The sequence below is a fragment of the Acinetobacter wuhouensis genome (assembly GCF_001696605.3).
In the GTDB taxonomy this organism is placed as follows: domain Bacteria; phylum Pseudomonadota; class Gammaproteobacteria; order Pseudomonadales; family Moraxellaceae; genus Acinetobacter; species Acinetobacter wuhouensis.
In genome coordinates this window covers 3,047,486-3,066,424 of sequence record NZ_CP031716.1, presented here as the reverse complement: position 1 = coordinate 3,066,424, position 18,939 = coordinate 3,047,486, and the positions used below count along the sequence as shown (strand labels likewise).

Genomic DNA, 18,939 nt, shown 5'->3' with positions numbered 1-18,939 from the left:
TACAACGTGTGTGTAGTACATACCCAAAAGGTCTCGATTCGGCTTAGGACGCTATAGATCAAAAGTGTATAGGCAATAGGATTAGAACTTACCAAGTTTTAATAGTTGAAGTAAACCAGAGTTGTGTTTTCCCACTCGCCCTAAAAAATTCGTTGTAAATAATAAGAAATTAAAAATCTAAAGCATTAAGAAACTAAGCATTTTAAAATAAAAGCAATCCTAAGATAGATCAGATATTTAATCCATTTTAAAATATCCTAAATAAATGAAAAATATTTCGTATTTCAATCATAAGGGGATCATTTGATGAATGGAAAAATTGAAAATCACGTCTGTTTGGTATGTAAGCAATCTTTCCCACAGCATCACCTTGTTCCTTTGGGTGCGATTCGTAGTGTGATTATGGAAGAAATTATTAAAGATTACCCCGATTGTTCCAAGCAAGATTTTATATGTAAAGCAGATTTAACCAAATATCGTATGCAGTATGTGCAAACATTGCTTCAATCTGAGCAAGGGGAAGTTTCAAACCTTGAGTATGAAGTCTTAAATAGTATGCAACAACATGAATTGATAACAAAAAATACCGAAGGACAAGTTGAACAAAATTGGTCACTGGGGGAGAGACTTGCAGACAAAATAGCGACTTTTGGTGGTAGTTGGGCTTTTTTAATTTGCTTCACACTATTTTTGACGATTTGGATTTTAGTGAATACCGTTGTTATGGTAAAACAACCAGCTGATCCTTATCCATTTATTCTGCTGAATTTGATTTTGTCATGCCTAGCTGCTGTGCAAGCTCCCATCATTATGATGAGTCAAAATCGTCAAGAAGCAAAAGATCGTTTACGCTCACAAAATGATTATCAGATCAATTTAAAGGCAGAATTAGAAATACGTCATTTACATGAAAAAATTGATCATCTATTGATGCATCAGTGGGATAAACTCGCCAAAATTCAGGAGATTCAATTGGACTTGTTGTCTGAGATGAGCAAAAAGAAATAATGACGGCGTCTTTAAAAAAATTTAATGTTTTAAATGTGTGAGAAATATATTTCTTATAAGTTATGGTTTATGAGAATAAAATGGGATTAAAAATTACTTGAGAATAAAAAATTCTTTGATTGATGTAATACACGGGAAAATTTTCTCTATTTACCCAAAAACGCTGAATCATAGGGAAATAATTCTGACTCAGTTTCGCTAATATTTACTTCAAGGGTGAAGGGATCGGAAAGAGTAGATTGCTACCAGTTGCGTACAACGTGTGTGTAGTACATACCCAAAAGGTCTCGATTCGGCTTAGGACGCTATAGATCAAAAGTGTATAGGCAATAGGATTAAAACTTACCAAGTTTTAATAGTTGAAGTAAACCAGAGTTGTGTTTTCCCACTCACCCTCAGAATTTTTAAAAATAATTATATAAATTACATTGTTTTATTGAATATTTTAATTTTTAATAAAGTTTGCTTTGAATCATGTTGATTCGTTTGTGTTTTGTCATCAAGGATAGGGTTATATGATTAAACAATTGGAGACATTTTTATTTATTGATTCATCTGTTATTCGTCGTTTGACTCTTCTGCTTATTATATTAACTTGGGGAATCATTGACCTCGCAACAGGTTATGAGTATTCCTTTGCAGTTTTCTATTTAATCCCAGTTTCAATCGCAGCATGGTATGACAATAAATATATCGTGATTGCGACTGTCATTTTATCTGCATTGACATGGTTATATGCAGATTATGGTGCAGGTCATCATTATTCAAATCCTGTAATTCCTTTCTGGAATGCCTGTGTCAGACTGGTTTTTTTTAGTACAGTGGCGTTTTTATTGCTGAGAATCAAAAGAAATTTAAATGATATGACCTTGATGGCAATGAAGGACTCTTTGACATCTTTAAATAATACACGTGCTTTGAATTTAGAATATCAAATATTAAAAAAGAGAAACCCTAAAAAAGAACAAACACTGGCTGTGGGAATCATTGATTTAGATGGCTTTAAGGCTGTGAATGATACCTATGGGCATAGTAAAGGTGATGCGGTATTGATTGAATTTGCGCAAGTGCTTCAGCAGGCAACACGCCATTCAGATGTGGTTGCTCGTTTGGGAGGAGATGAATTCGTGGTGATTTTACACGATACAGACTTGTCAGGCATTGAAGATTATGCAAAAAGACTGCGTGAACGATTTGGGTTGAGTGGATTGAAACAACAGTTTGGTGTGGATTTTAGCATGGGGATCCATATTTATAATAAGTTACCTGAAAATATGGATGAAGCAACGCATCAAGCAGATGTGCTGATGTATCAGTCTAAAGCACAAGGAAAGTCGCAAACTACGATTCAAAAGCCACTATAAGTATTTCACTTCAATGGATGTGATCAATGTTTCTAACAAGAGTAATACATCGCTTTTTTGACGAGCATCCATAAAAAATACTGGGAAATCAAGTCGATGATCCATAAGCCATTGGCGGTATTGATGGGTTGATTTGTTCATATCATCATCAATATGGGTAATGCCGATGACAATGTTATCGCTATATTGTTTAAAGGTTTTAATATAATAACTGAGTTCATCTAAAGAGTTTTCTAAGCTGTGGTCAATCAATAAGATCGCCCCAATCGCCCCTTTACAGATCACTCCCCACATGAAGTCGAAGCGTCCTTGTCCAGGTGTGCCATAAAGCCCAACTTTACTACCATCATCCAAGGTCACTTCACCATAATCAATCCCAACAGTGGTATTGAGTTTTTTGTGGCTTTGATCATCTGTATTGAAGACTTCCGTTGCCAGTACGGGAACTTCAGAAAGTGATTTAATGGCTTCAGTTTTACCTGCACCCATAGAGCCAGCAAATACGATTTTATATTTCTGCATAATCATTTGAGTAATCCTTTAGAACTTAAATCTACTTTTTAGTTTTCCAAAAAAGCTTTTCAAGATTCCTTTATTTTCAGAAGGCTCATCATGGGTTTGTGATTTATCAAATAAGCTTTCTTTTGCTGAAATGATTTCAGCATTTTGAATCGCCAAATTGGCTGAAATAAAATGTTGAACGAGTGTCACAGGAATATTGAGTTTATCTGAGACATGTTGAATGTCAGCCCCTCGGATAAATGCAGCCATGAGTTGTAACAATAGTTTTTTATCCATTTCATTGGGCTGAACCCAAAACTTTAATCGATAATGATGATTTATAGGGGTTAAGCTGACAAGGTCTGGATTTTTCCAGATCAGATTAAATAGCCAATTTTCTAAATTCAACTGACGTTTTCGTGAAACTTTAATAAAGTCAGAAGTCGTCGCCGCCTTATAGGAAATTGAGCGGTCAGTTTGATATTCATCACGCGTTGCCTCTAACCAGACAAGGTGCGCATAGTGATCAATGATCGCAACCGTACCCAGTTGATCACTTAAAATAATTTTACGGCTTTCTTGTTTGTAGAGCGCTGCAAAAAAATCACTGTCTTTAATTTGGTTTTGATCTGGCGAAATCTTATTGTTCGTAATTGTCTCTTCTGTATCAGTTGTACGATTTAAAAGTCTAACATTGACCCAGTTTTTTAAAGTACATTCATCATAGATCGGAATACAGAGTAAATTATTTTCTGCGCTTTCAGTTTGTTCGCTATGCTTTGAAATTTTGAGATAGGGAATATTTTTATTTTGAATAATATTTTGAATATTGGAATTTTCAAAAAATTGTTCATTAATCAAAATGCAGCTTATATTTTGATCGGCAATCGTTGTCCAATTTATACCTATGCTCGTTGGTAAAATTTTTCTCAGTCTTATTTTAAGATCATCAGAAGTTGTTAAACCTAACCCTGAGATTGCGATATTGATATATTGATTGTTCATAATATCACTTATCAAATTAGAAATTAAAATGTCTGTTTATTTTAACAGGTGTTGTTAATTAAAATTAATGGTTGATTCTTTCATTTTATAAATTCAAGTGTATTTCTATGGCTGATAAATATGATTTAAAGATTTTTAATCCTTAATGATATTTTCTTTATGAATTATTAACTTGTGATTAAAATTCAACTTTTCCATAACTTTAAATTAACACTAATTATTATGGAAAATCTATCCCTAATTTAATTATATATTTTAAATATTCTAATAAATTATTTAGTTAAACTTAATATAAATGAAATTAATGTAGTTGCAATCATGAATGTTTATTATCTTGTGATTTTAATCACTAAAAAAATAAAAGGATTAAAATTTTTTAATTATGAAAAAAAGCGATCATCATGACCGCTTTCTATCGCTTTTATTTTTTAAGTGATGTTTTAAAAAAACTAAGCAAATACTTTAGTAACAGCTTCAAAAAGAATATATAACACAACCAGTGCCACGATTGGTTCAGCAATTTTAGCCCAAGTTGGATTTACTGTTTCTATTACAGTTGTTTCAGGGTGATCTGTGTGTGCATCGGTATGTTGAACATTAACCATTTGATTGAACTCCTTCATCGTTTCATCTAATGATATCTCTTCTTGCTCAATAGGTTGAGAGCCAATCAGTTCGGTTAGTTCATTTGTTGACCAAACCCAATCTTTAGCTTGCCCAGAAAGATGTTCAATTTGACCAATGACCAACTCTCTTAAACCACGTTTACCTAAACTACCTGCGGTATCAAGCTGTTTTAATTCTAAAATTTGTAATTCAAGAATATCTGTAGTGGCCTGTTCAAGCACTTTTTTTTCTAAACTAGATTTGTTCTGTGTCGAGGTTGTGAGATGGCGTGAAATTTCTTGGATATATAGATGATTTGGTGTAAAAATTTCTTGGTACAGGACGTCTTCATCTTTACGCCATAGCGTGATCAATTTACCTAAAGTCAAAGCATTAATTTCCTCAATATTTGCTTGACGCTGTTCAGGTGACAACTGAGATAGGAGCTGAGGCTTTTGAATTTTTACCTGCTCAACGAAGTATTGTACGAGATCAAAAGCCATTCAGTTCTCCTTGCTCTATTCTAAGATTCTTAAACTTGGTTTCTTCTTAGTTGTGTCTGATGTTTCAGCCTCTTGGCTAACGTTTGATTTTAAAGCATCTTCATCTATTTGCACATTGGCATATTCGTCAGGATCAAAGAATAATCCTTGTCCATTTTCTTTGGCATAGAGTCCGAGCATGGCATTCATTGGAACATAAATGTCCTTGGATACACCACCAAAACGTGCTGAAAAAGTCACAGCTTCATTGCCAATATTTAGCATGTGTACTGCATGAGGAACGATATTTAAAACAATTTGTCCATCATTTACAAACTGTTGCGGAACATCTGTATAAGGTTTAGTGGCGTCCACAAGCATATATGGTGTTAAGTTATTGTCGCAAATCCATTCATAAATTGCACGGGCAAGATATGGACGCGTTGGAGTGAGGTTTAATTCTTGTTCAGACATTAGAAATTACTCTTTTGATTTGCTAACGATGGATTTAAAAATTCACTATATCGGTTTTTTTCCTGAAATGTCATAGATTTCAGAAAAGCAGGGCGGCTAAAAATCCGCTGACAGTATAGAAAAATTGGACGACATTGCTGTTTGGGTAATTCAATTCCCATTAGTTTTAACCGTATGAAAATTGGCGCTAACATGCAATCTAAAATTGTAAAGTGTTCCGACATGAAATATGGAAAATGTTGAAATAGTGGGGTAAGTGAAACCAAAGTATCACGTAATTGTTTTTGTGCTTTTTGACTTGCGATCTGATCAAGCGTGTCTGGATGACGTAACATGATGTCAGCAAGTCTTAGCCAGTCTTGTTCTAAACGCCAAATATACTGTCGTTGTTCTGCCCGTGGCGCAGGGGCGTCAGCATAGAGTTTGTTTTGACGATAACGATCATCAAGATATTCAGAAATAATCGTGGTATTAAATAGTTTTAAGTCATTCTCAATGAGCATTGGCAACTGATTGTATGGGTTCAGGCTTGCTAAATCCTCATCATCTTCATCGACAATAATTAAATTGTGTTTGATTTGCTTTTCAGCAAGTAGAAATCTAATCCAATGTGAGCGAAAGTCATCCTCGTGGCTATACAGTGTAATCCCTTGCAGAGGTGCATTTTCGACGGTCATATTTCCCAAATTGGTGTTAAAGTGAATAGGATAGGATACTAAAATTAGACAGTAAAATCACGGAGACTTTGGGATGATCTGATAAGAAAAATAATTTTGATAATAATTGAAAATGAATAAGGCTAAGCTATATGAAAAAAATCTCTTATATAATGCTACTTATAGGGTGTTTTACTCTTCTTGGGTGTGCTTCATTTCAATCTGATGATACTGACTCAATGGCTGTACTACCTGCGGATGGCACTGAGGTGGTCGTGGATCAGATCGATATTGATTTTAGTCGTGCTAATCCATGTGATGGTATAAAGGTATGTAAAGTAATCATTTGTCATAAACAGCCCACTAGTGAAGAATGTAATTTAATCTCTGAATCGGAACGCAAAGCAACACGAATAGTGGTTTATGAAAGTAAAGGTTGTACTTATACACAAACGCTCAATGCTCAAGGTATTGGAGTAGGGCACGGCTCATGTCCTCCATAGGCCGAATGAATCTTTCTATCAGTTTATGATTTTGATTCAGTCTGGTCTTTGATAGCTTGTTTGTTATGGATGAGATTATATCTGGCAAATTATTTTTGATATTCACAGCCCTATTTGTAGGAATCGGCTTTTATACAGTTTTGGATGCTGAATACCAGTCGGATGCGAATTTTGATGAATATCCTGAGGATCGATGGAAGAGCATATTCTCTTTAGTTATGATTATTTTAGGTTGTATTTGTTTGGTTATCGGTATCGGAGTTTTGATTTATCGAATCATATTGGATTTTAAGCTTATTTAGCACATAAAAAAACCTTGGCAAAAGCCAAGGTTTTTTGTCCGATTCGGTAAACGAATTAACGTTTAGAGAATTGAGGACGTTTACGAGCTTTACGTAAACCAAGTTTCTTACGTTCAACTTCACGAGCATCACGAGTAACGAAACCAGCTTGACGAAGAGCAGGTTTTAAAGTTTCGTCAGCAGCGATCAATGCACGAGTAATACCGTGACGGATAGCGCCAGCTTGACCACCGATACCACCACCAGCAACAGTGATGTAAAGGTCATATTTTTCAGTAGCTTCTAAAAGCTCAAGTGGTTGACGAACAACCATACGAGCAGTTTCACGACCGAAGTACTGTTCAAGAGTACGGTTGTTGATTACGAGTTTACCAGTACCAGCTGATAGGAAAACACGTGCAGTTGCGGTCTTACGGCGACCTGTACCATAATTAGTAGCCATGTGCAGTATCCCTTAGATGTCCAAAACTTGTGGCTGTTGAGCAGTATGTGGATGCTCAGTACCAGCGTACACTTTCATTTTCTTGATCATTGCATAACCAAGAGGACCTTTTGGCAACATGCCTTTAACAGCACGTTCGAAGATTTCTTCTGGTTTGTGAGCAACTAATTTTTCGAAATTAGTTTCACGAATACCGCCAGGGAAACCAGTGTGGCGATAGTATTTCTTATCAAGTGCTTTTTTACCAGTCACTTGTACTTGCTCAGCATTGATAACAACGATGTAGTCACCAGTGTCAACGTGAGGAGTATAAGAAGTTTTGTGTTTACCGCGTAAACGACGAGCGATTTCAGTCGCAAGGCGACCTAAAGTTTTGCCAGAAGCATCAACAACGTACCAGTCGTGTTGAACTTCAGCAGGCTTAGCGCTGAGAGTTTTCATTAAACCACTACCTATTATAGTTGGTTTGGACTATGGAATCTGTCCAAACAAAAGGAGTGCGAATTCTATCTGAAACATGAAGAATCCACAATCGAAATTTAGAATTTCAGGTGCATTATTGTACTGATTGTTGATTTAAAAAGCAAAGCTTAATTGAGATGAATTGTTGAGCTGTTTAATCAATGTATTAGAATTGAGGAGCGCTCAATTGATAATCAAAATCGAAGCTGAATAACCATGAATATTGATGAGCAAATATTTAAAAGCTTAGAAAAGAAAAATAGTTATTCACGCGTATAATAGAATTAATTTAGATTGGCTTGAGTGGATTGTCATGCTTCCTTTATATGTCACAAGTGGCGAACCTGCAGGTATAGGTCCTGATATTTGTTTGAGTTTGGCAGATCGTGCCGATGAGCGCCCAGTCGTGGTCTTAGCAGACATTAATATGTTGCGTGATCGTGCCAAAATTTTAAATAAAAATATTGAAATCATTGAATATCAACAACAAGAGCAATCATCACTTCAAGGTCAACTATTTGTCGAGCATGTGCCTTTAAATCAAGACATAGTTTTAGGTGAATTAAATCCTGAAAATTCAGCTTATGTATTAGAACAGCTTCGTCGTTCTGCTTATTATGCTGTGGAAGAGCAAAGTGTTGGCGTAGCGACTGCACCTGTACAAAAGTCCGTGATCAATGATGCAGGCATTCATTTCAGTGGGCATACTGAGTATTACCAAGAATTTGCTGGTGTGGATCGTGTAGTCATGATGCTTGCCACCAAAACGCTACGTGTTGCATTGGCAACGACACATTTACCTTTGCGAGATGTGGCAGATGCGATTACGAAACCACGTTTGCATCAAGTTATCGACATTCTGATTCATGATTTAAAAACCAAATTTAAAATTGAGCATCCCCACATTCTTGTGTGTGGTTTAAACCCGCATGCAGGTGAGGGGGGGTATCTCGGGCATGAGGAAATTGACACCATTAATCCAGTGCTTGAAAGCTATCGAGTGCAAGGCGTGAATATGAGTCTGAGCATGCCGGCGGATACTTTATTTACCCCTGAAAATCTAAAAGATGCAGACGCTGTTCTCGCAATGTATCACGATCAAGGCTTACCTGTGCTAAAATCTCAAGGGTTTGGTGAAGCCATTAACATTACTTTGGGCTTACCATTTATACGAACTTCGGTGGATCATGGTACTGCACTTAATTTGGCAGGAACAGGTTTAGCCAAAAGCTCAAGTTTACATGTAGCTGTGGATTTGGCATTGGAGTTAGCGCGTCGTAAATAATTGGTTATTTAAAAATTATTATTTAAAACAACATAAGAAAGGGTTTGAAAATGTATAACAAGATACGCCATAAAAAAGCAGATTATTCCTTATTGAGCTTTAGGTGGATGAGTATGATCGGGGCGGTCATGATCGCCTCCATGCTGTCTGCCTGCTCGTTGGGGACAGATCAGAAAAGTCTTTGTGATCTAAAGGTTCTATCTTTATTGATTCCTAAACAAACTGAACAGGTAATGGCTTCGGGAAGCATAGAAACAATAAAAGCACTCGAAAATAGCCAAACAAAACTCAAAGACGCTTTAGCTGTGATTCAGAAAGATTATTCAAATGACAAAGAAGCCAATCAAATATTGCAAGATGGACAAGAGATTAGTGCAAATATTGATATTCTTGTAAAGAATAGTAAACAAATTAATCATTTATATGATCTTAGAATAGCTACTATGGATGTCATTCCAGGTATTCAAGCTGAATATAATTTGATGGTTGATCAAATGGCGCGAGATAATTATCCATCAACTCAAGTTGTGATTGCAAAAAATCAAGTGTTTATCGCTGAACGCATTATGCGATCATTAGCAAGTATGATGGGAAATAATGAGTTTTCTCGTTCAAGTATGGAAGATTTTGAAGCTGATCTTGAAACATTTAACGCATATTTAAAAGCGCAACTAGAAGGAAATGCAGAATTAGGTGTCAATAAAATAACAGCAAAAGAATTACGAGACAGTTTGCTTTCTATTCAACATGATACTGAAGAAATTCTAAATGCTAGTGCAGTAAATTTACAGAAAAATAGAGATTCGCTAATGCGAGTCTTTCTTGCTTCACAAGACAATATCAGCAAATCAGAAGATCTTTTTATACGTATCAATAGATTAGAGACGAATTCGCATTAATGATCCAACCAATGCAGTGAAATATTGGAATCATATATCAAAAAGGCATAGCAAGACTTTAAGGTTGCGCTATGCCTTTTGTTGGATGATTCAATATCTATGTATAGTTGGAGATTAGGTCATTGAAAAGATCATTGTGGATTGAGTGATGTATCACGTTTAAGCCAGAGCTGTGTTAAAATCTCAAAATGAGCTAAAGCAATCACATGATTTTAGACTCATTCATTTTTGTAAATTATGCGTAGCGTTTCTCCCTCTTAGCATCACAGTATAAAACGCTGGTCTAAATGTTGCTGTTTATTAGATGCTTGATTTCGCTTATTACTGATTTTGTATCAATTTTTCACGTTGGATTTTTTTATGTATCAAATTAATGCCTTAAACCCAAAAGATGAAGGGCATCATACGCGGAAGCGTTTTGGACAAAACTTCTTACATGACCAACGTGTAATTGCTAAAATTGTACGTTCTGTTGCACCTCGTTCAGGGGACAATATTGTTGAAATTGGACCTGGTCTGGCAGCATTAACTTCGCCTTTAATCGGTGAATGTGATGCACTCACAGTGGTTGAACTTGACCGTGATTTGGCAGCAGGTTTACCACGACGTGTGCCGCATCCTGAGCGTTTAACAATCATTGAAACCGATGCTTTGAAATACGATTTCACTGAACTTTTCCAGCAAGATCGTCCTTTACGTGTTGTTGGAAACTTGCCATATAACATTTCAACACCGCTTTTATTCCATCTCTTGGAGTTTGGTGACAAAGTTAAAGACATGCACTTTATGTTGCAAAAGGAAGTGGTAGATCGCATCACAGCTTCGCCAAATACCAAAGAATATGGTCGTTTGTCGGTGATGATTCAGTATTTCTGTAAACCGACATTCTTATTTGAAGTACCGCCTGGTTCATTCAATCCACCACCGAAAGTGACTTCTGCTGTGTTTCGTTTAGAGCCGTATGCAACTAAACCGATTGTGGCAAAAAATGAAAAAGCTTTAGCGCGTTTAGTATCACATGTCTTTACCCAGCGCCGTAAAACATTACGTAATAGCTTAAAAGGGATGTTGGTGGAAGATGGTTTTGAAAGTGCAGGCGTGGATCCAATGGCACGTCCAGAAACCTTAACATTGGCACAATTTGTGGCATTGTCAGATCAAATGGTGGCTTAATAGATGACCCGTGCAATTCGATATAACTATGTGATTGGTGATGTGCAAGGCTGTTTTGAAGCACTCAAAGCTTTGTTAAAAGAAATCCAATTTGATTCAGACCAAGATTTTATTTGGTTTGCAGGTGATTTGATTGCACGTGGTGAAAATTCAGTCGGTGCGATTCGTTTCATTAAAAAACTCTGTGAACGTGGTGCGGCAGCAACGATACTGGGAAATCATGATCTAAATTTACTTGCTGTGGCGCGTGGGATTAAAAAACTCAAAGACAAAGATCGTATCGATGATGTGATTCACGCACTTGAAAGTGATGACTTGATTGACTGGTTGCGCAAACAGCCCCTGTGTGTATTTCCAAATGATCAAACCATTTTGACCCATGCGGGTATTCCACATATTTGGGACGCAGCTCAAACGGCTCAATATGCCAAAGAGGTCGAAGCGGTTATTTCACATGAGGATTTTGCAGTTTTAGATACATTTTTAACAGAAATGTATGGCACTGAACCTGATGTCTGGTCAGAGGATTTAACAGGAAATGCACGTTTACGTTGCATTACCAATTATTTGACTCGTATGCGTTTAACGGATACAAACGGGCGTTTAGAGTTTAGCTTTAAAGATGCCTTAGATGAGCCAATGCCTGAAGGCTTTAAACCTTGGTTTGAGTATGCGTCTAAAACAGCACAAAGTCATCAAATTGTGTTTGGCCATTGGGCGGCACTACAAGGTAAAACCATTCAAAAGCCGAATCAGAAAAATATTCAAAATGTCGATGGTGGCTGTGTTTGGGGACATCAATTGATTGCTTATCGTTTAGAGGATAAAGAGGTTTTTAAAGTCGATAATCCAATGTTTTCGGAATGATTAAAAAATGCCGCTGATTTGTGGCATTTTTTTACGCTACTTTTTGAGTGAAAATAAATAATCATTAAATTCACGATGATTTCAATTGTTTCGAAGATGGGTTTTTTATAATATCAAAGCGTTGCAAACTAAAATGATTATTTTAAAATTTAAAGAAAATATTGAATTAATAAAGTTTGTGCTCATTGGCTTTGAATAATGATGGAAATAAAAAATGTTAACAATTGAAGAGCTAAAGTCGATTTATCCGCTAGTTGTGACTCCAAGTCATGATGGCAAGTTTTTTCATAATTATTTGACCTCACTGCTTAATTTTCAGCATCAAGCTTTACATAAGGGTATGCCTTTGCAATTTTTATTGATGCAAGGTGAAAGCTTAATCACACGTGCAAGAAATAACTGTGTTGCGACATTTTTAGAAAATCCTGAATGGACACATTTGTTTTGGATTGATTCTGATATTGGATTTAGCGCAGAGGCAGCTTTCCGTCTATTACAAGCGGATTATGATATTGCAGCAGGTGTTTATCCATTGAAACGTGATCACTGGCCTGCCGATGGCTTACCTGAAAAGATGACTTATGAGCAATTTTTAGCAAATTATCAGAGATATACGGTCAATGCGCGAGCTGAAGAAGGTAAAGAACATCTTGATATTTATATTCAAGAAGATGGCTTTATCGAAATGAGTGAAGCACCAACAGGATTTATGGTGATTAAACGCGCAGTATTTGAAAAATTGATGAAACATTATCCTGAGTTAAAATATGTACCAGACTCGTTAGATGTCGTAGATCAAGGACTGCATTATCGTTTCTTTGATGTCATGGTTGATTCAGAAACGGGACGTTATCTGTCTGAAGACTACGGTTTTTGTCGTTTATGGGAAGGCATTGGAGAAAAAATATATATTGATGCCAAGTCGAATTTAAGCCATCAAGGCATGAAAATTTATCAAGGTGATTTTGCTGCGAGTTTAAAAAATAATTTTAGTTTAGCCATTCCTGCAAAAGCAGGATTACAAATGAAGCTGCATGGGCTAAATTATTTGTCTAATGAACAATAACGTCGTGAATTCAATCGTATGCTGATCATGATTAGATTCAATATGATCAGCATTTGTTAGTGTAGAACTAGGTTTTAGTCTAAACGAATCCATGTTTGGCTTCTTCCTAGTACAGATACCCCCATATAACCTCTTAAAACGAGACGTTTGCCATTAGGGCTTAATTTTGCTTTTAAACTATAGATTTTTCCTGTATTGGGATCTAAAATTTTTCCATTAACATAGTTGAAGTCATCGACCTTTTTCAAACCTTGAATTACACCTAGTCCAATCATGGGTTTATTGGTAAATGGTGCAGGGCAGTCAACACAAAATTCTTTAGGTGTATAACCAACGCGCGGCGTCAATTTGGTAATGGTACCTGTATAAATATTATTTTCATCTTTTGTGATTTTAACAGCGCCTTTTGGCGCACCTGTTTTATCATCGATGCTTTGCCACATGCCTAGAATATCTTGAGCTAGGGTGACACTACTAAATCCAAGTAAGCATGCTGATAAAATGATTTTATTAAATTTTTTCATATTATATTCCTTTAAATAGTTCAAATGAGGTTTGATTTAAGAGAACTCCATTTTGAAACCACCGTAGTTAAAGTTGGCATTGAGTCAACTTCTAACCTTGCTTAGGTATGACCGAGTACGGTGATAACCATATAGCTTTCGAGAAGAATTTTTTCTCATTTGTTAAAGCTTATGTATATCACCAATAGATCGTTTTACTTTAACAAAAATAAATTTATTTAGTTTTAATTCATAATCCACATTATATAATTAAATTCTATTAATTAATAATGTATTTATGAATGACTTAAATGTTATTGTGTTTTATATCACAAAAAAAATTATTAATGTGAGTTTTTGTTTGATTATTTTTTTGTGCTGTATTAAATAGCAGTAAATTGACTATATTTAAAACTTAAGAGATATAGCCAATTTACTAAGTATTGATATTACAGTGGTTTTTATTGAGTAGAATTAGTTTTTAATATAAAGAAGTGATTTACTCTATTCGACAGAGCAAATGAATCCTTTCGCTATTCTTGTCTGATCCATGTCTGACTACGCCCAATCATGGAAATACCGATATAACCTCTTAGCGTTAAGCGGTTTCCACTTGCATTTAGGCGTGCCTTCCCGTGATAAAGTTTTCCTGCACGAGGATCAAGGACTTCACCGTCAATATAGTGATTGGGATTATCTGGATCAACTTTCATTTTTTGCAGAATGGTAAGCCCAATAATCGGTTTATTGGTAAATGGAGCAGGGCAATTACGGCATTGAGTCAGTGGGGTTTCACCAGGTGCTGGAAAGTCTTTGATAATTTTACCGATATAAGTATCATCGCTTTGTTTTTCAATTTTAATGTAAGCACGTACATATCCTGTTTTATCGTCAACAGTTCGCCAAGTTCCTATAATATCGGCTGCATGTGTCCAGCTTGTTATCCCTAATAATATACAGCTGAAAAGTCCTTTTTTCATTTATACATCCCTAGTAAAGCCTTGTTTGGCATAAAAATTATTATTGCTTCATCCATGTAAAACCAAGCCCTATGATTTATATACAAATATATACATGGAGAGAAACATTATTGCTCATTATTTATAAAATTTTGGTTTGGTGTTTTAATTTCGAATAATATGCAGAGTCTAGTGCAGAGTAGTAATCTTAGTCGGTGTGTGACTAAGAACCACATTGATCAAAGATCAGCAGACTAGACTTATTAGGCAATATTAGCGATTTATTGGCTTTCACGAATCCAAGTTTGGCTTCGCCCCAATGCTGAAACACCGACATATCCTCTGAGTGATAAACGGTTACCCGTTGGATTAAGTTTGGCTTTCATTGAATAAATTTTACCTGTTAGCGGGTCTATAATTCGTCCACCAGTAAAATCATCTTCATCCGTTTGTTTGAGGTTTTTAAGTACATCCATACCTAAGATTGGTTTGTTTGTATAGGGCGCAGGGCAGTCGATACAAGTTTCTTTAGGTGTGTAACCTGGGCGTGGTGTAATTTTAATAATTTTAGCTGTATAGGTTCCGTTGGATTCTTTACGAATTTCTAGGACTGCTTTGGATGAGCCAGTTTTATCATCAATATTTTTCCAAATACCAGTGATGTCCTTTGCCATACTGCTAAAACTTATAGAACAGAATAAAGCACTTAAGATAAATTTATTGAGCCTCATTTATCGAATCCTTATCGAAATGGGTAATTTAATTTATCTTAAGCTGGATAATTACTCTATGCAATCACGTGAAAAGTGAATAAAGTCGCAATTATTTTATAAAAAGTATAAATGTTGGCAACCAGATTGCGGTGAATACAGCATTCACTGCCATTCCAAACGCAGCATAACGACCAGCAACTGTACCGCGCTGCCATGCTTGGGCAGTCCCAATTGCATGCGCTGCAAGGCCTAGAGCAAGACCTGAAGCACGTTCATCATTGATATTACGTAAAATAATGGATGAAAATGCTGATCCAATCACACCTGATAAAATAACAATTAAAATCACTAAAGTGACTGGTGAGTGCAACAAAGTTGCGATGTTGATCGCAATTGGCGTGGTGACAGCACGTGTTGCAAACGCCATGATGGTTGGTTCTGACATATGCAGCAAGTATGCCAAGCTCATCGGTAAGGCAACTGCACTGACACTGGCGAAGACTAAAATACCGATCACAGATTTGAGTGGTAGATCGTCATAGCGCATGGATGCCAGAGGAATTGCTAGAGCTACAGTGACATAGCCTAAGAGGTGGCTAAATAGCCCATTCATATTCGCATTATATTTTTCATAAGGTATTCTCAAAATAAGCAAGATACCGATCACAAGAAACATCGCGATCACTAAAAGTGGAACTTGAGGAAAACGCTTATTTATCGGTTTTGCAGCAAGGTAAGCAATTAGGGTGATGAAAAATCCGGTGAGTACACTTAACATTTCAATCTCCTATAACCACTTTTTTGCCATTTTTGCGTAAATCCACAATGGAATCAGCGTACTAATAAACATGACAACCAAAAATAACGGAATTTCTTTGCCCATACTGACCAGCATGATCAGTGAGCCTGCGCAGACGGGTAAAAAAGCAAAACCACTTTCTCTCATCAATTTATTATTCGTATCGACCAGACGGGAAGGGATCTTTTTAAATCTACGCCAAATGACCAGTACAAATAACAAGCTAAGAAGCCCTGTTAAATTTCCAAGTTCAGGATGATTAAACTGTGACATGACCCAAACAGAAGCTTCTCGGAAAAAAATAATTAACCCGATGGTAAAAATCCAAGCTTGCCAATCAACGCGTTTTAACTGTTCCATGTGTTTTAATTTATAAAGTTTGACCTTTCACGTTTTAACCGATTTAAGGCTTTATTTCAAACTCTTCTAATGGTTTTTTGAACTGATTGGCTTTCGTTCCTAGTATTTCATCAATGGGTAAATGCGCTTGTTTAATTAATTGTTCTAACTTTTGGGGTGCCATGCGGACATTTAAAAGTAAGTTTGCTTCATCATCATAGTGTTCAGATTCAATGACATTTAGTGCATAGAGTTGATTTTTCAATTTTCCATAAGCAGGTTTTAAACGCACTTCAAAGCGCTGAATTTGCCCCATTAAACATTCATGTACTGCTTGGCGGAGTAAGTCTAAGCCTTGTTGACTATGCGCTGAAACATATACACGTTCAGGTTGATGAGGTTTTGCATAAATGATTTTAGCTTCCTCACCACTTTGATCAATCTTGTTATAGACCCTTAGGGTCGGAATATCAGCCCCTATTTCATGCAAGACTGTTTCTACTGCATCAATTTGTTCCATCATGTCTGGGCTACTTGAATCGATCACATGGAGCAATAATGTGGCTTCTAAAGTCTCCTCTAGAGTCGCTTTAAAAGATTCGACCAAAGAATGAGCCAGATTGCGTACAAAACCGACAGTATCAGCAAGAACCAATGTACCAATCCCATCCCAATTTAAGCGTCGCAATGTCGGATCTAGCGTAGCAAAGAGCTGATCTGCTGCGTAAACATCACTTTTAGCTAAAATATTAAATAGCGTTGATTTTCCAGCATTGGTATAACCAACCAGAGAAACTGTTGGAATATTGGCTTTTTGACGTGCTGCACGACCTTGAATACGTGTTTTACGGACTTTTTCTAGACGATCTTTAAGTTGATCCATACGGATACGCAGTAAACGACGGTCTGTTTCAAGAATGGTTTCACCTGGTCCACGCAAACCGATCCCGCCTTTTTGACTGTCGAGATTGCTATGTCGACGAACTAAACGTGAAGAAAGGTGATCTAACTGAGCCAGTTCAACTTGTAATTTACCCTCATGGGTACGTGCACGTTGTGCGAAAATATCGAGAATCAAGCCTGTCCGGTCAATCACACGACATTTTAAAATATGTTCTAAATTACGCTCTTGAGCAGGGGAAAGGGCTTGGTCAAAAATCACCAGTTGTACTTCTTCAACATGCACCAGTTCAGCAATTTCTTCTGCTTTTCCTGAACCGATAAAAAACTTAGGGTCAGGTTTAATTCTTTGTACAGTTAAATGTTCAAAAATCTCCGCACCTGCAGATTTTGCCAGCAAACGAAATTCTTCAGCATCCAAATCCTCCAAGATTTGTACATTAACACTGACTAAAATGGTTTTTTCACCACCTTGATTTTGCTGTAAGTATTCCACAGATGATTAAACTCAAACATTAAATGAATAGATTCATTCTAAAGGAAATTGTGCTGTAAATCCTAAACAGGCGCTTGAGTATGACAATTAAATTCATGGGGTTTGATTTGAAAGTAAATTTTTATGAAACATTTAAAATTAAATCATGCTTATTTTTGTGCATTTTGCCATGCTAAATTTTAAGTGTACGAATTATCGTTTATGTCTTTATGATCAATGCAAGTTGATCAAGATGCGTATACAATAATCTCAGTTTAATATGAAATATATTCTGTTTAGTGAATGTCTATGACTCAACAACAAGCAACCAAAAAGTCGAAATCAAGTTTAAATCCATTCTCAAAACTATTTTTATACAGTAAAAAATTGGTGGCAGGGACTTCAGCAGTCGCCGAAGGTTTTTATTTGGTTTATCGCCATCAGCTCTACAAAGATCCAAATAATCCTAAAAATACCCGTTATGTTCAGTATTTCTGTCGTCGTTTAAGTGAAGTCTTTAATGTCGATGTTCGTGTACATGGGGAAATTCCACGTGAACCTGCACTGTGGGTGAGTAATCATATTTCTTGGTTAGATATTGCTGTTTTGGGTTCAGGTGCGCGAGTCTTTTTTTTGGCAAAAGCTGAAATCGAGAGTTGGCCTGTTTTAGGCAATCTTGCTAAAGGTGGAGGGACTTTATTCATCAAACGCGGGTCGGGTGATTCAGTTCGTATTCGCGAGCAAATTGCTGAATTTTTAACGAAAGATATTCCCGTTTTATTCTTCCCAGAAGCGACTACGACCGATGGCACGAAAGTTAAAAAAGTCCATGGTCGTATCCTCGGTGCAGCGATTGAAGCGAAAAAACCAGTGCAAACTTGTGTGATTTGCTATGTCAATAAACAAGGTCAGTTAGACAACGTTGTACCATTTATCGGCAATGAAACTTTTGTTGAAAATGTGCAGGGTGTGTTGGAAATGCCGAAAGTCACAGCACATTTAAAAACTTTTCCAGCAATTTCAACCGAGGGCCATACTGTTGAAAGTTTGACGGCATTGGTTCAACAAACGATGCAACAGGGTTTAGAAGATTTGCAAAAAGAGGTATTAGGGCAAGTTTAAGCGCCTAATCTATTTTGAGTTTTTTATATGGTTT

Annotated in this window: 22 protein-coding genes; 9 read left to right on the top strand and 13 right to left on the bottom strand. The window is 36.4% G+C overall.

Annotated features, from left to right (window positions below):
* Nucleotides 1–306 precede the first annotated feature (306 nt).
* Nucleotides 307–1,008, top strand: coding sequence for a DUF1003 domain-containing protein (locus BEN71_RS15260; protein ID WP_068974934.1), 702 nt, complete (start codon nt 307–309; stop codon nt 1,006–1,008).
* A gap of 515 nt (nt 1,009–1,523) precedes the next feature.
* A complete protein-coding gene (locus tag BEN71_RS15255) occupies nt 1,524–2,372 on the top strand; it encodes a GGDEF domain-containing protein (RefSeq protein WP_068974933.1) in 849 nt (282 codons plus the stop codon).
* On the opposite strand, the gene BEN71_RS15250 is transcribed toward BEN71_RS15255, so the two are convergent.
* The 5 genes from BEN71_RS15250 to BEN71_RS15230 all read right to left on the bottom strand — a co-directional run bounded on the left by BEN71_RS15250 (nt 2,367) and on the right by BEN71_RS15230 (nt 6,117).
* Nucleotides 2,367–2,900, bottom strand: coding sequence for a GTP-binding protein (locus BEN71_RS15250; protein ID WP_068974932.1), 534 nt, complete (start codon nt 2,898–2,900; stop codon nt 2,367–2,369). The two genes, BEN71_RS15255 and BEN71_RS15250, sit on opposite strands and share 6 nt — an antisense overlap.
* 12 nt (nt 2,901–2,912) lie before the next feature.
* Nucleotides 2,913–3,878: a hypothetical protein gene (locus BEN71_RS15245; RefSeq protein ID WP_068974931.1), complete on the bottom strand. Its 966-nt coding sequence runs from the start codon at nt 3,876–3,878 to the stop codon at nt 2,913–2,915.
* Between the two features lie 449 nt (nt 3,879–4,327).
* Nucleotides 4,328–4,987, bottom strand: coding sequence for a hypothetical protein (locus BEN71_RS15240; RefSeq protein WP_068974930.1), 660 nt, complete (start codon nt 4,985–4,987; stop codon nt 4,328–4,330).
* Nucleotides 4,988–5,002: 15 nt separating this feature from the next.
* Nucleotides 5,003–5,440, bottom strand: coding sequence for a ClpXP protease specificity-enhancing factor (locus BEN71_RS15235; RefSeq protein ID WP_068974929.1), 438 nt, complete (start codon nt 5,438–5,440; stop codon nt 5,003–5,005).
* A complete protein-coding gene (locus BEN71_RS15230; protein ID WP_068974928.1) occupies nt 5,440–6,117 on the bottom strand; it encodes a glutathione S-transferase N-terminal domain-containing protein in 678 nt (225 codons plus the stop codon). Before BEN71_RS15230 ends, BEN71_RS15235 begins: the two co-directional genes overlap by 1 nt.
* A 218-nt stretch (nt 6,118–6,335) precedes the next feature.
* Between BEN71_RS15230 and BEN71_RS15225 the strand changes: the two genes are divergently transcribed.
* The gene (locus BEN71_RS15225) at nt 6,336–6,599 is read left to right on the top strand and encodes a hypothetical protein (RefSeq protein ID WP_152033048.1); all 264 of its coding nucleotides are present in this window, start codon (nt 6,336–6,338) and stop codon (nt 6,597–6,599) included.
* 357 nt (nt 6,600–6,956) lie between these two features.
* On the opposite strand, the gene rpsI is transcribed toward BEN71_RS15225, so the two are convergent.
* Together rpsI and rplM are read right to left on the bottom strand one after the other, a co-directional pair.
* Nucleotides 6,957–7,343, bottom strand: coding sequence for a 30S ribosomal protein S9 (gene rpsI, locus BEN71_RS15215; protein WP_068974925.1), 387 nt, complete (start codon nt 7,341–7,343; stop codon nt 6,957–6,959).
* Between the two features lie 12 nt (nt 7,344–7,355).
* Nucleotides 7,356–7,784: a 50S ribosomal protein L13 gene (gene rplM / locus BEN71_RS15210; protein WP_068974924.1), complete on the bottom strand. Its 429-nt coding sequence runs from the start codon at nt 7,782–7,784 to the stop codon at nt 7,356–7,358.
* Between the two features lie 334 nt (nt 7,785–8,118).
* Here rplM and pdxA point away from each other — a divergent pair, with 334 nt between their 5' ends.
* The 5 genes from pdxA to BEN71_RS15185 all read left to right on the top strand — a co-directional run bounded on the left by pdxA (nt 8,119) and on the right by BEN71_RS15185 (nt 13,095).
* Nucleotides 8,119–9,090 (top strand): 4-hydroxythreonine-4-phosphate dehydrogenase PdxA, encoded by a 972-nt coding sequence (gene pdxA / locus BEN71_RS15205; RefSeq protein ID WP_068974923.1) that lies wholly within the window; start codon nt 8,119–8,121, stop codon nt 9,088–9,090.
* A gap of 50 nt (nt 9,091–9,140) precedes the next feature.
* Nucleotides 9,141–9,989 (top strand): hypothetical protein, encoded by an 849-nt coding sequence (locus tag BEN71_RS15200; RefSeq protein ID WP_068974922.1) that lies wholly within the window; start codon nt 9,141–9,143, stop codon nt 9,987–9,989.
* Nucleotides 9,990–10,349: 360 nt separating this feature from the next.
* Nucleotides 10,350–11,162 (top strand): 16S rRNA (adenine(1518)-N(6)/adenine(1519)-N(6))-dimethyltransferase RsmA, encoded by an 813-nt coding sequence (gene rsmA, locus BEN71_RS15195; protein WP_068974921.1) that lies wholly within the window; start codon nt 10,350–10,352, stop codon nt 11,160–11,162.
* Between the two features lie 3 nt (nt 11,163–11,165).
* Nucleotides 11,166–12,029, top strand: coding sequence for a symmetrical bis(5'-nucleosyl)-tetraphosphatase (locus BEN71_RS15190; RefSeq protein ID WP_068974920.1), 864 nt, complete (start codon nt 11,166–11,168; stop codon nt 12,027–12,029).
* Nucleotides 12,030–12,243: 214 nt separating this feature from the next.
* Entirely contained in the window at nt 12,244–13,095 is an 852-nt protein-coding gene (locus BEN71_RS15185; protein WP_068974919.1) for a hypothetical protein, read from the top strand.
* Between the two features lie 74 nt (nt 13,096–13,169).
* On the opposite strand, the gene BEN71_RS15180 is transcribed toward BEN71_RS15185, so the two are convergent.
* The 6 genes from BEN71_RS15180 to hflX all read right to left on the bottom strand — a co-directional run bounded on the left by BEN71_RS15180 (nt 13,170) and on the right by hflX (nt 17,804).
* Entirely contained in the window at nt 13,170–13,619 is a 450-nt protein-coding gene (locus BEN71_RS15180; RefSeq protein ID WP_068974918.1) for a DUF2147 domain-containing protein, read from the bottom strand.
* Between the two features lie 512 nt (nt 13,620–14,131).
* Nucleotides 14,132–14,578, bottom strand: a complete 447-nt coding sequence (locus tag BEN71_RS15175; protein ID WP_068974917.1) for a DUF2147 domain-containing protein — start codon at nt 14,576–14,578, stop codon at nt 14,132–14,134.
* Between the two features lie 260 nt (nt 14,579–14,838).
* Nucleotides 14,839–15,288, bottom strand: a complete 450-nt coding sequence (locus tag BEN71_RS15170) for a DUF2147 domain-containing protein (RefSeq protein ID WP_068974916.1) — start codon at nt 15,286–15,288, stop codon at nt 14,839–14,841.
* A gap of 91 nt (nt 15,289–15,379) precedes the next feature.
* Nucleotides 15,380–16,048, bottom strand: a complete 669-nt coding sequence (locus tag BEN71_RS15165; RefSeq protein WP_068974915.1) for an LrgB family protein — start codon at nt 16,046–16,048, stop codon at nt 15,380–15,382.
* Nucleotides 16,049–16,057: 9 nt separating this feature from the next.
* Nucleotides 16,058–16,429, bottom strand: coding sequence for a hypothetical protein (locus BEN71_RS15160; RefSeq protein WP_068974914.1), 372 nt, complete (start codon nt 16,427–16,429; stop codon nt 16,058–16,060).
* Between the two features lie 43 nt (nt 16,430–16,472).
* A complete protein-coding gene (gene hflX / locus BEN71_RS15155) occupies nt 16,473–17,804 on the bottom strand; it encodes a ribosome rescue GTPase HflX (protein WP_068974913.1) in 1,332 nt (443 codons plus the stop codon).
* A gap of 288 nt (nt 17,805–18,092) precedes the next feature.
* On the opposite strand from hflX, the gene BEN71_RS15150 reads away from it, so the two are divergent.
* Nucleotides 18,093–18,905, top strand: coding sequence for a lysophospholipid acyltransferase family protein (locus BEN71_RS15150; RefSeq protein WP_068974912.1), 813 nt, complete (start codon nt 18,093–18,095; stop codon nt 18,903–18,905).
* Nucleotides 18,906–18,939 lie beyond the last annotated feature (34 nt).

Bases quoted from the DNA above. Each gene is read 5' to 3' on its own strand.
- BEN71_RS15260 (WP_068974934.1), top strand. From the start codon at position 307: ATGAATGGAAAAATTGAAAATCACGTCTGTTTGGTATGTAAGCAATCT.
- BEN71_RS15255 (WP_068974933.1), top strand. From the start codon at position 1,524: ATGATTAAACAATTGGAGACATTTTTATTTATTGATTCATCTGTTATT.
- BEN71_RS15250 (WP_068974932.1), bottom strand. From the start codon at position 2,900: ATGATTATGCAGAAATATAAAATCGTATTTGCTGGCTCTATGGGTGCA.
- BEN71_RS15245 (WP_068974931.1), bottom strand. From the start codon at position 3,878: ATGAACAATCAATATATCAATATCGCAATCTCAGGGTTAGGTTTAACA.
- BEN71_RS15240 (WP_068974930.1), bottom strand. From the start codon at position 4,987: ATGGCTTTTGATCTCGTACAATACTTCGTTGAGCAGGTAAAAATTCAA.
- BEN71_RS15235 (WP_068974929.1), bottom strand. From the start codon at position 5,440: ATGTCTGAACAAGAATTAAACCTCACTCCAACGCGTCCATATCTTGCC.
- BEN71_RS15230 (WP_068974928.1), bottom strand. From the start codon at position 6,117: ATGACCGTCGAAAATGCACCTCTGCAAGGGATTACACTGTATAGCCAC.
- BEN71_RS15225 (WP_152033048.1), top strand. From the start codon at position 6,336: ATGGCTGTACTACCTGCGGATGGCACTGAGGTGGTCGTGGATCAGATC.
- rpsI (WP_068974925.1), bottom strand. From the start codon at position 7,343: ATGGCTACTAATTATGGTACAGGTCGCCGTAAGACCGCAACTGCACGT.
- rplM (WP_068974924.1), bottom strand. From the start codon at position 7,784: ATGAAAACTCTCAGCGCTAAGCCTGCTGAAGTTCAACACGACTGGTAC.
- pdxA (WP_068974923.1), top strand. From the start codon at position 8,119: ATGCTTCCTTTATATGTCACAAGTGGCGAACCTGCAGGTATAGGTCCT.
- BEN71_RS15200 (WP_068974922.1), top strand. From the start codon at position 9,141: ATGTATAACAAGATACGCCATAAAAAAGCAGATTATTCCTTATTGAGC.
- rsmA (WP_068974921.1), top strand. From the start codon at position 10,350: ATGTATCAAATTAATGCCTTAAACCCAAAAGATGAAGGGCATCATACG.
- BEN71_RS15190 (WP_068974920.1), top strand. From the start codon at position 11,166: ATGACCCGTGCAATTCGATATAACTATGTGATTGGTGATGTGCAAGGC.
- BEN71_RS15185 (WP_068974919.1), top strand. From the start codon at position 12,244: ATGTTAACAATTGAAGAGCTAAAGTCGATTTATCCGCTAGTTGTGACT.
- BEN71_RS15180 (WP_068974918.1), bottom strand. From the start codon at position 13,619: ATGAAAAAATTTAATAAAATCATTTTATCAGCATGCTTACTTGGATTT.
- BEN71_RS15175 (WP_068974917.1), bottom strand. From the start codon at position 14,578: ATGAAAAAAGGACTTTTCAGCTGTATATTATTAGGGATAACAAGCTGG.
- BEN71_RS15170 (WP_068974916.1), bottom strand. From the start codon at position 15,288: ATGAGGCTCAATAAATTTATCTTAAGTGCTTTATTCTGTTCTATAAGT.
- BEN71_RS15165 (WP_068974915.1), bottom strand. From the start codon at position 16,048: ATGTTAAGTGTACTCACCGGATTTTTCATCACCCTAATTGCTTACCTT.
- BEN71_RS15160 (WP_068974914.1), bottom strand. From the start codon at position 16,429: ATGGAACAGTTAAAACGCGTTGATTGGCAAGCTTGGATTTTTACCATC.
- BEN71_RS15150 (WP_068974912.1), top strand. From the start codon at position 18,093: ATGACTCAACAACAAGCAACCAAAAAGTCGAAATCAAGTTTAAATCCA.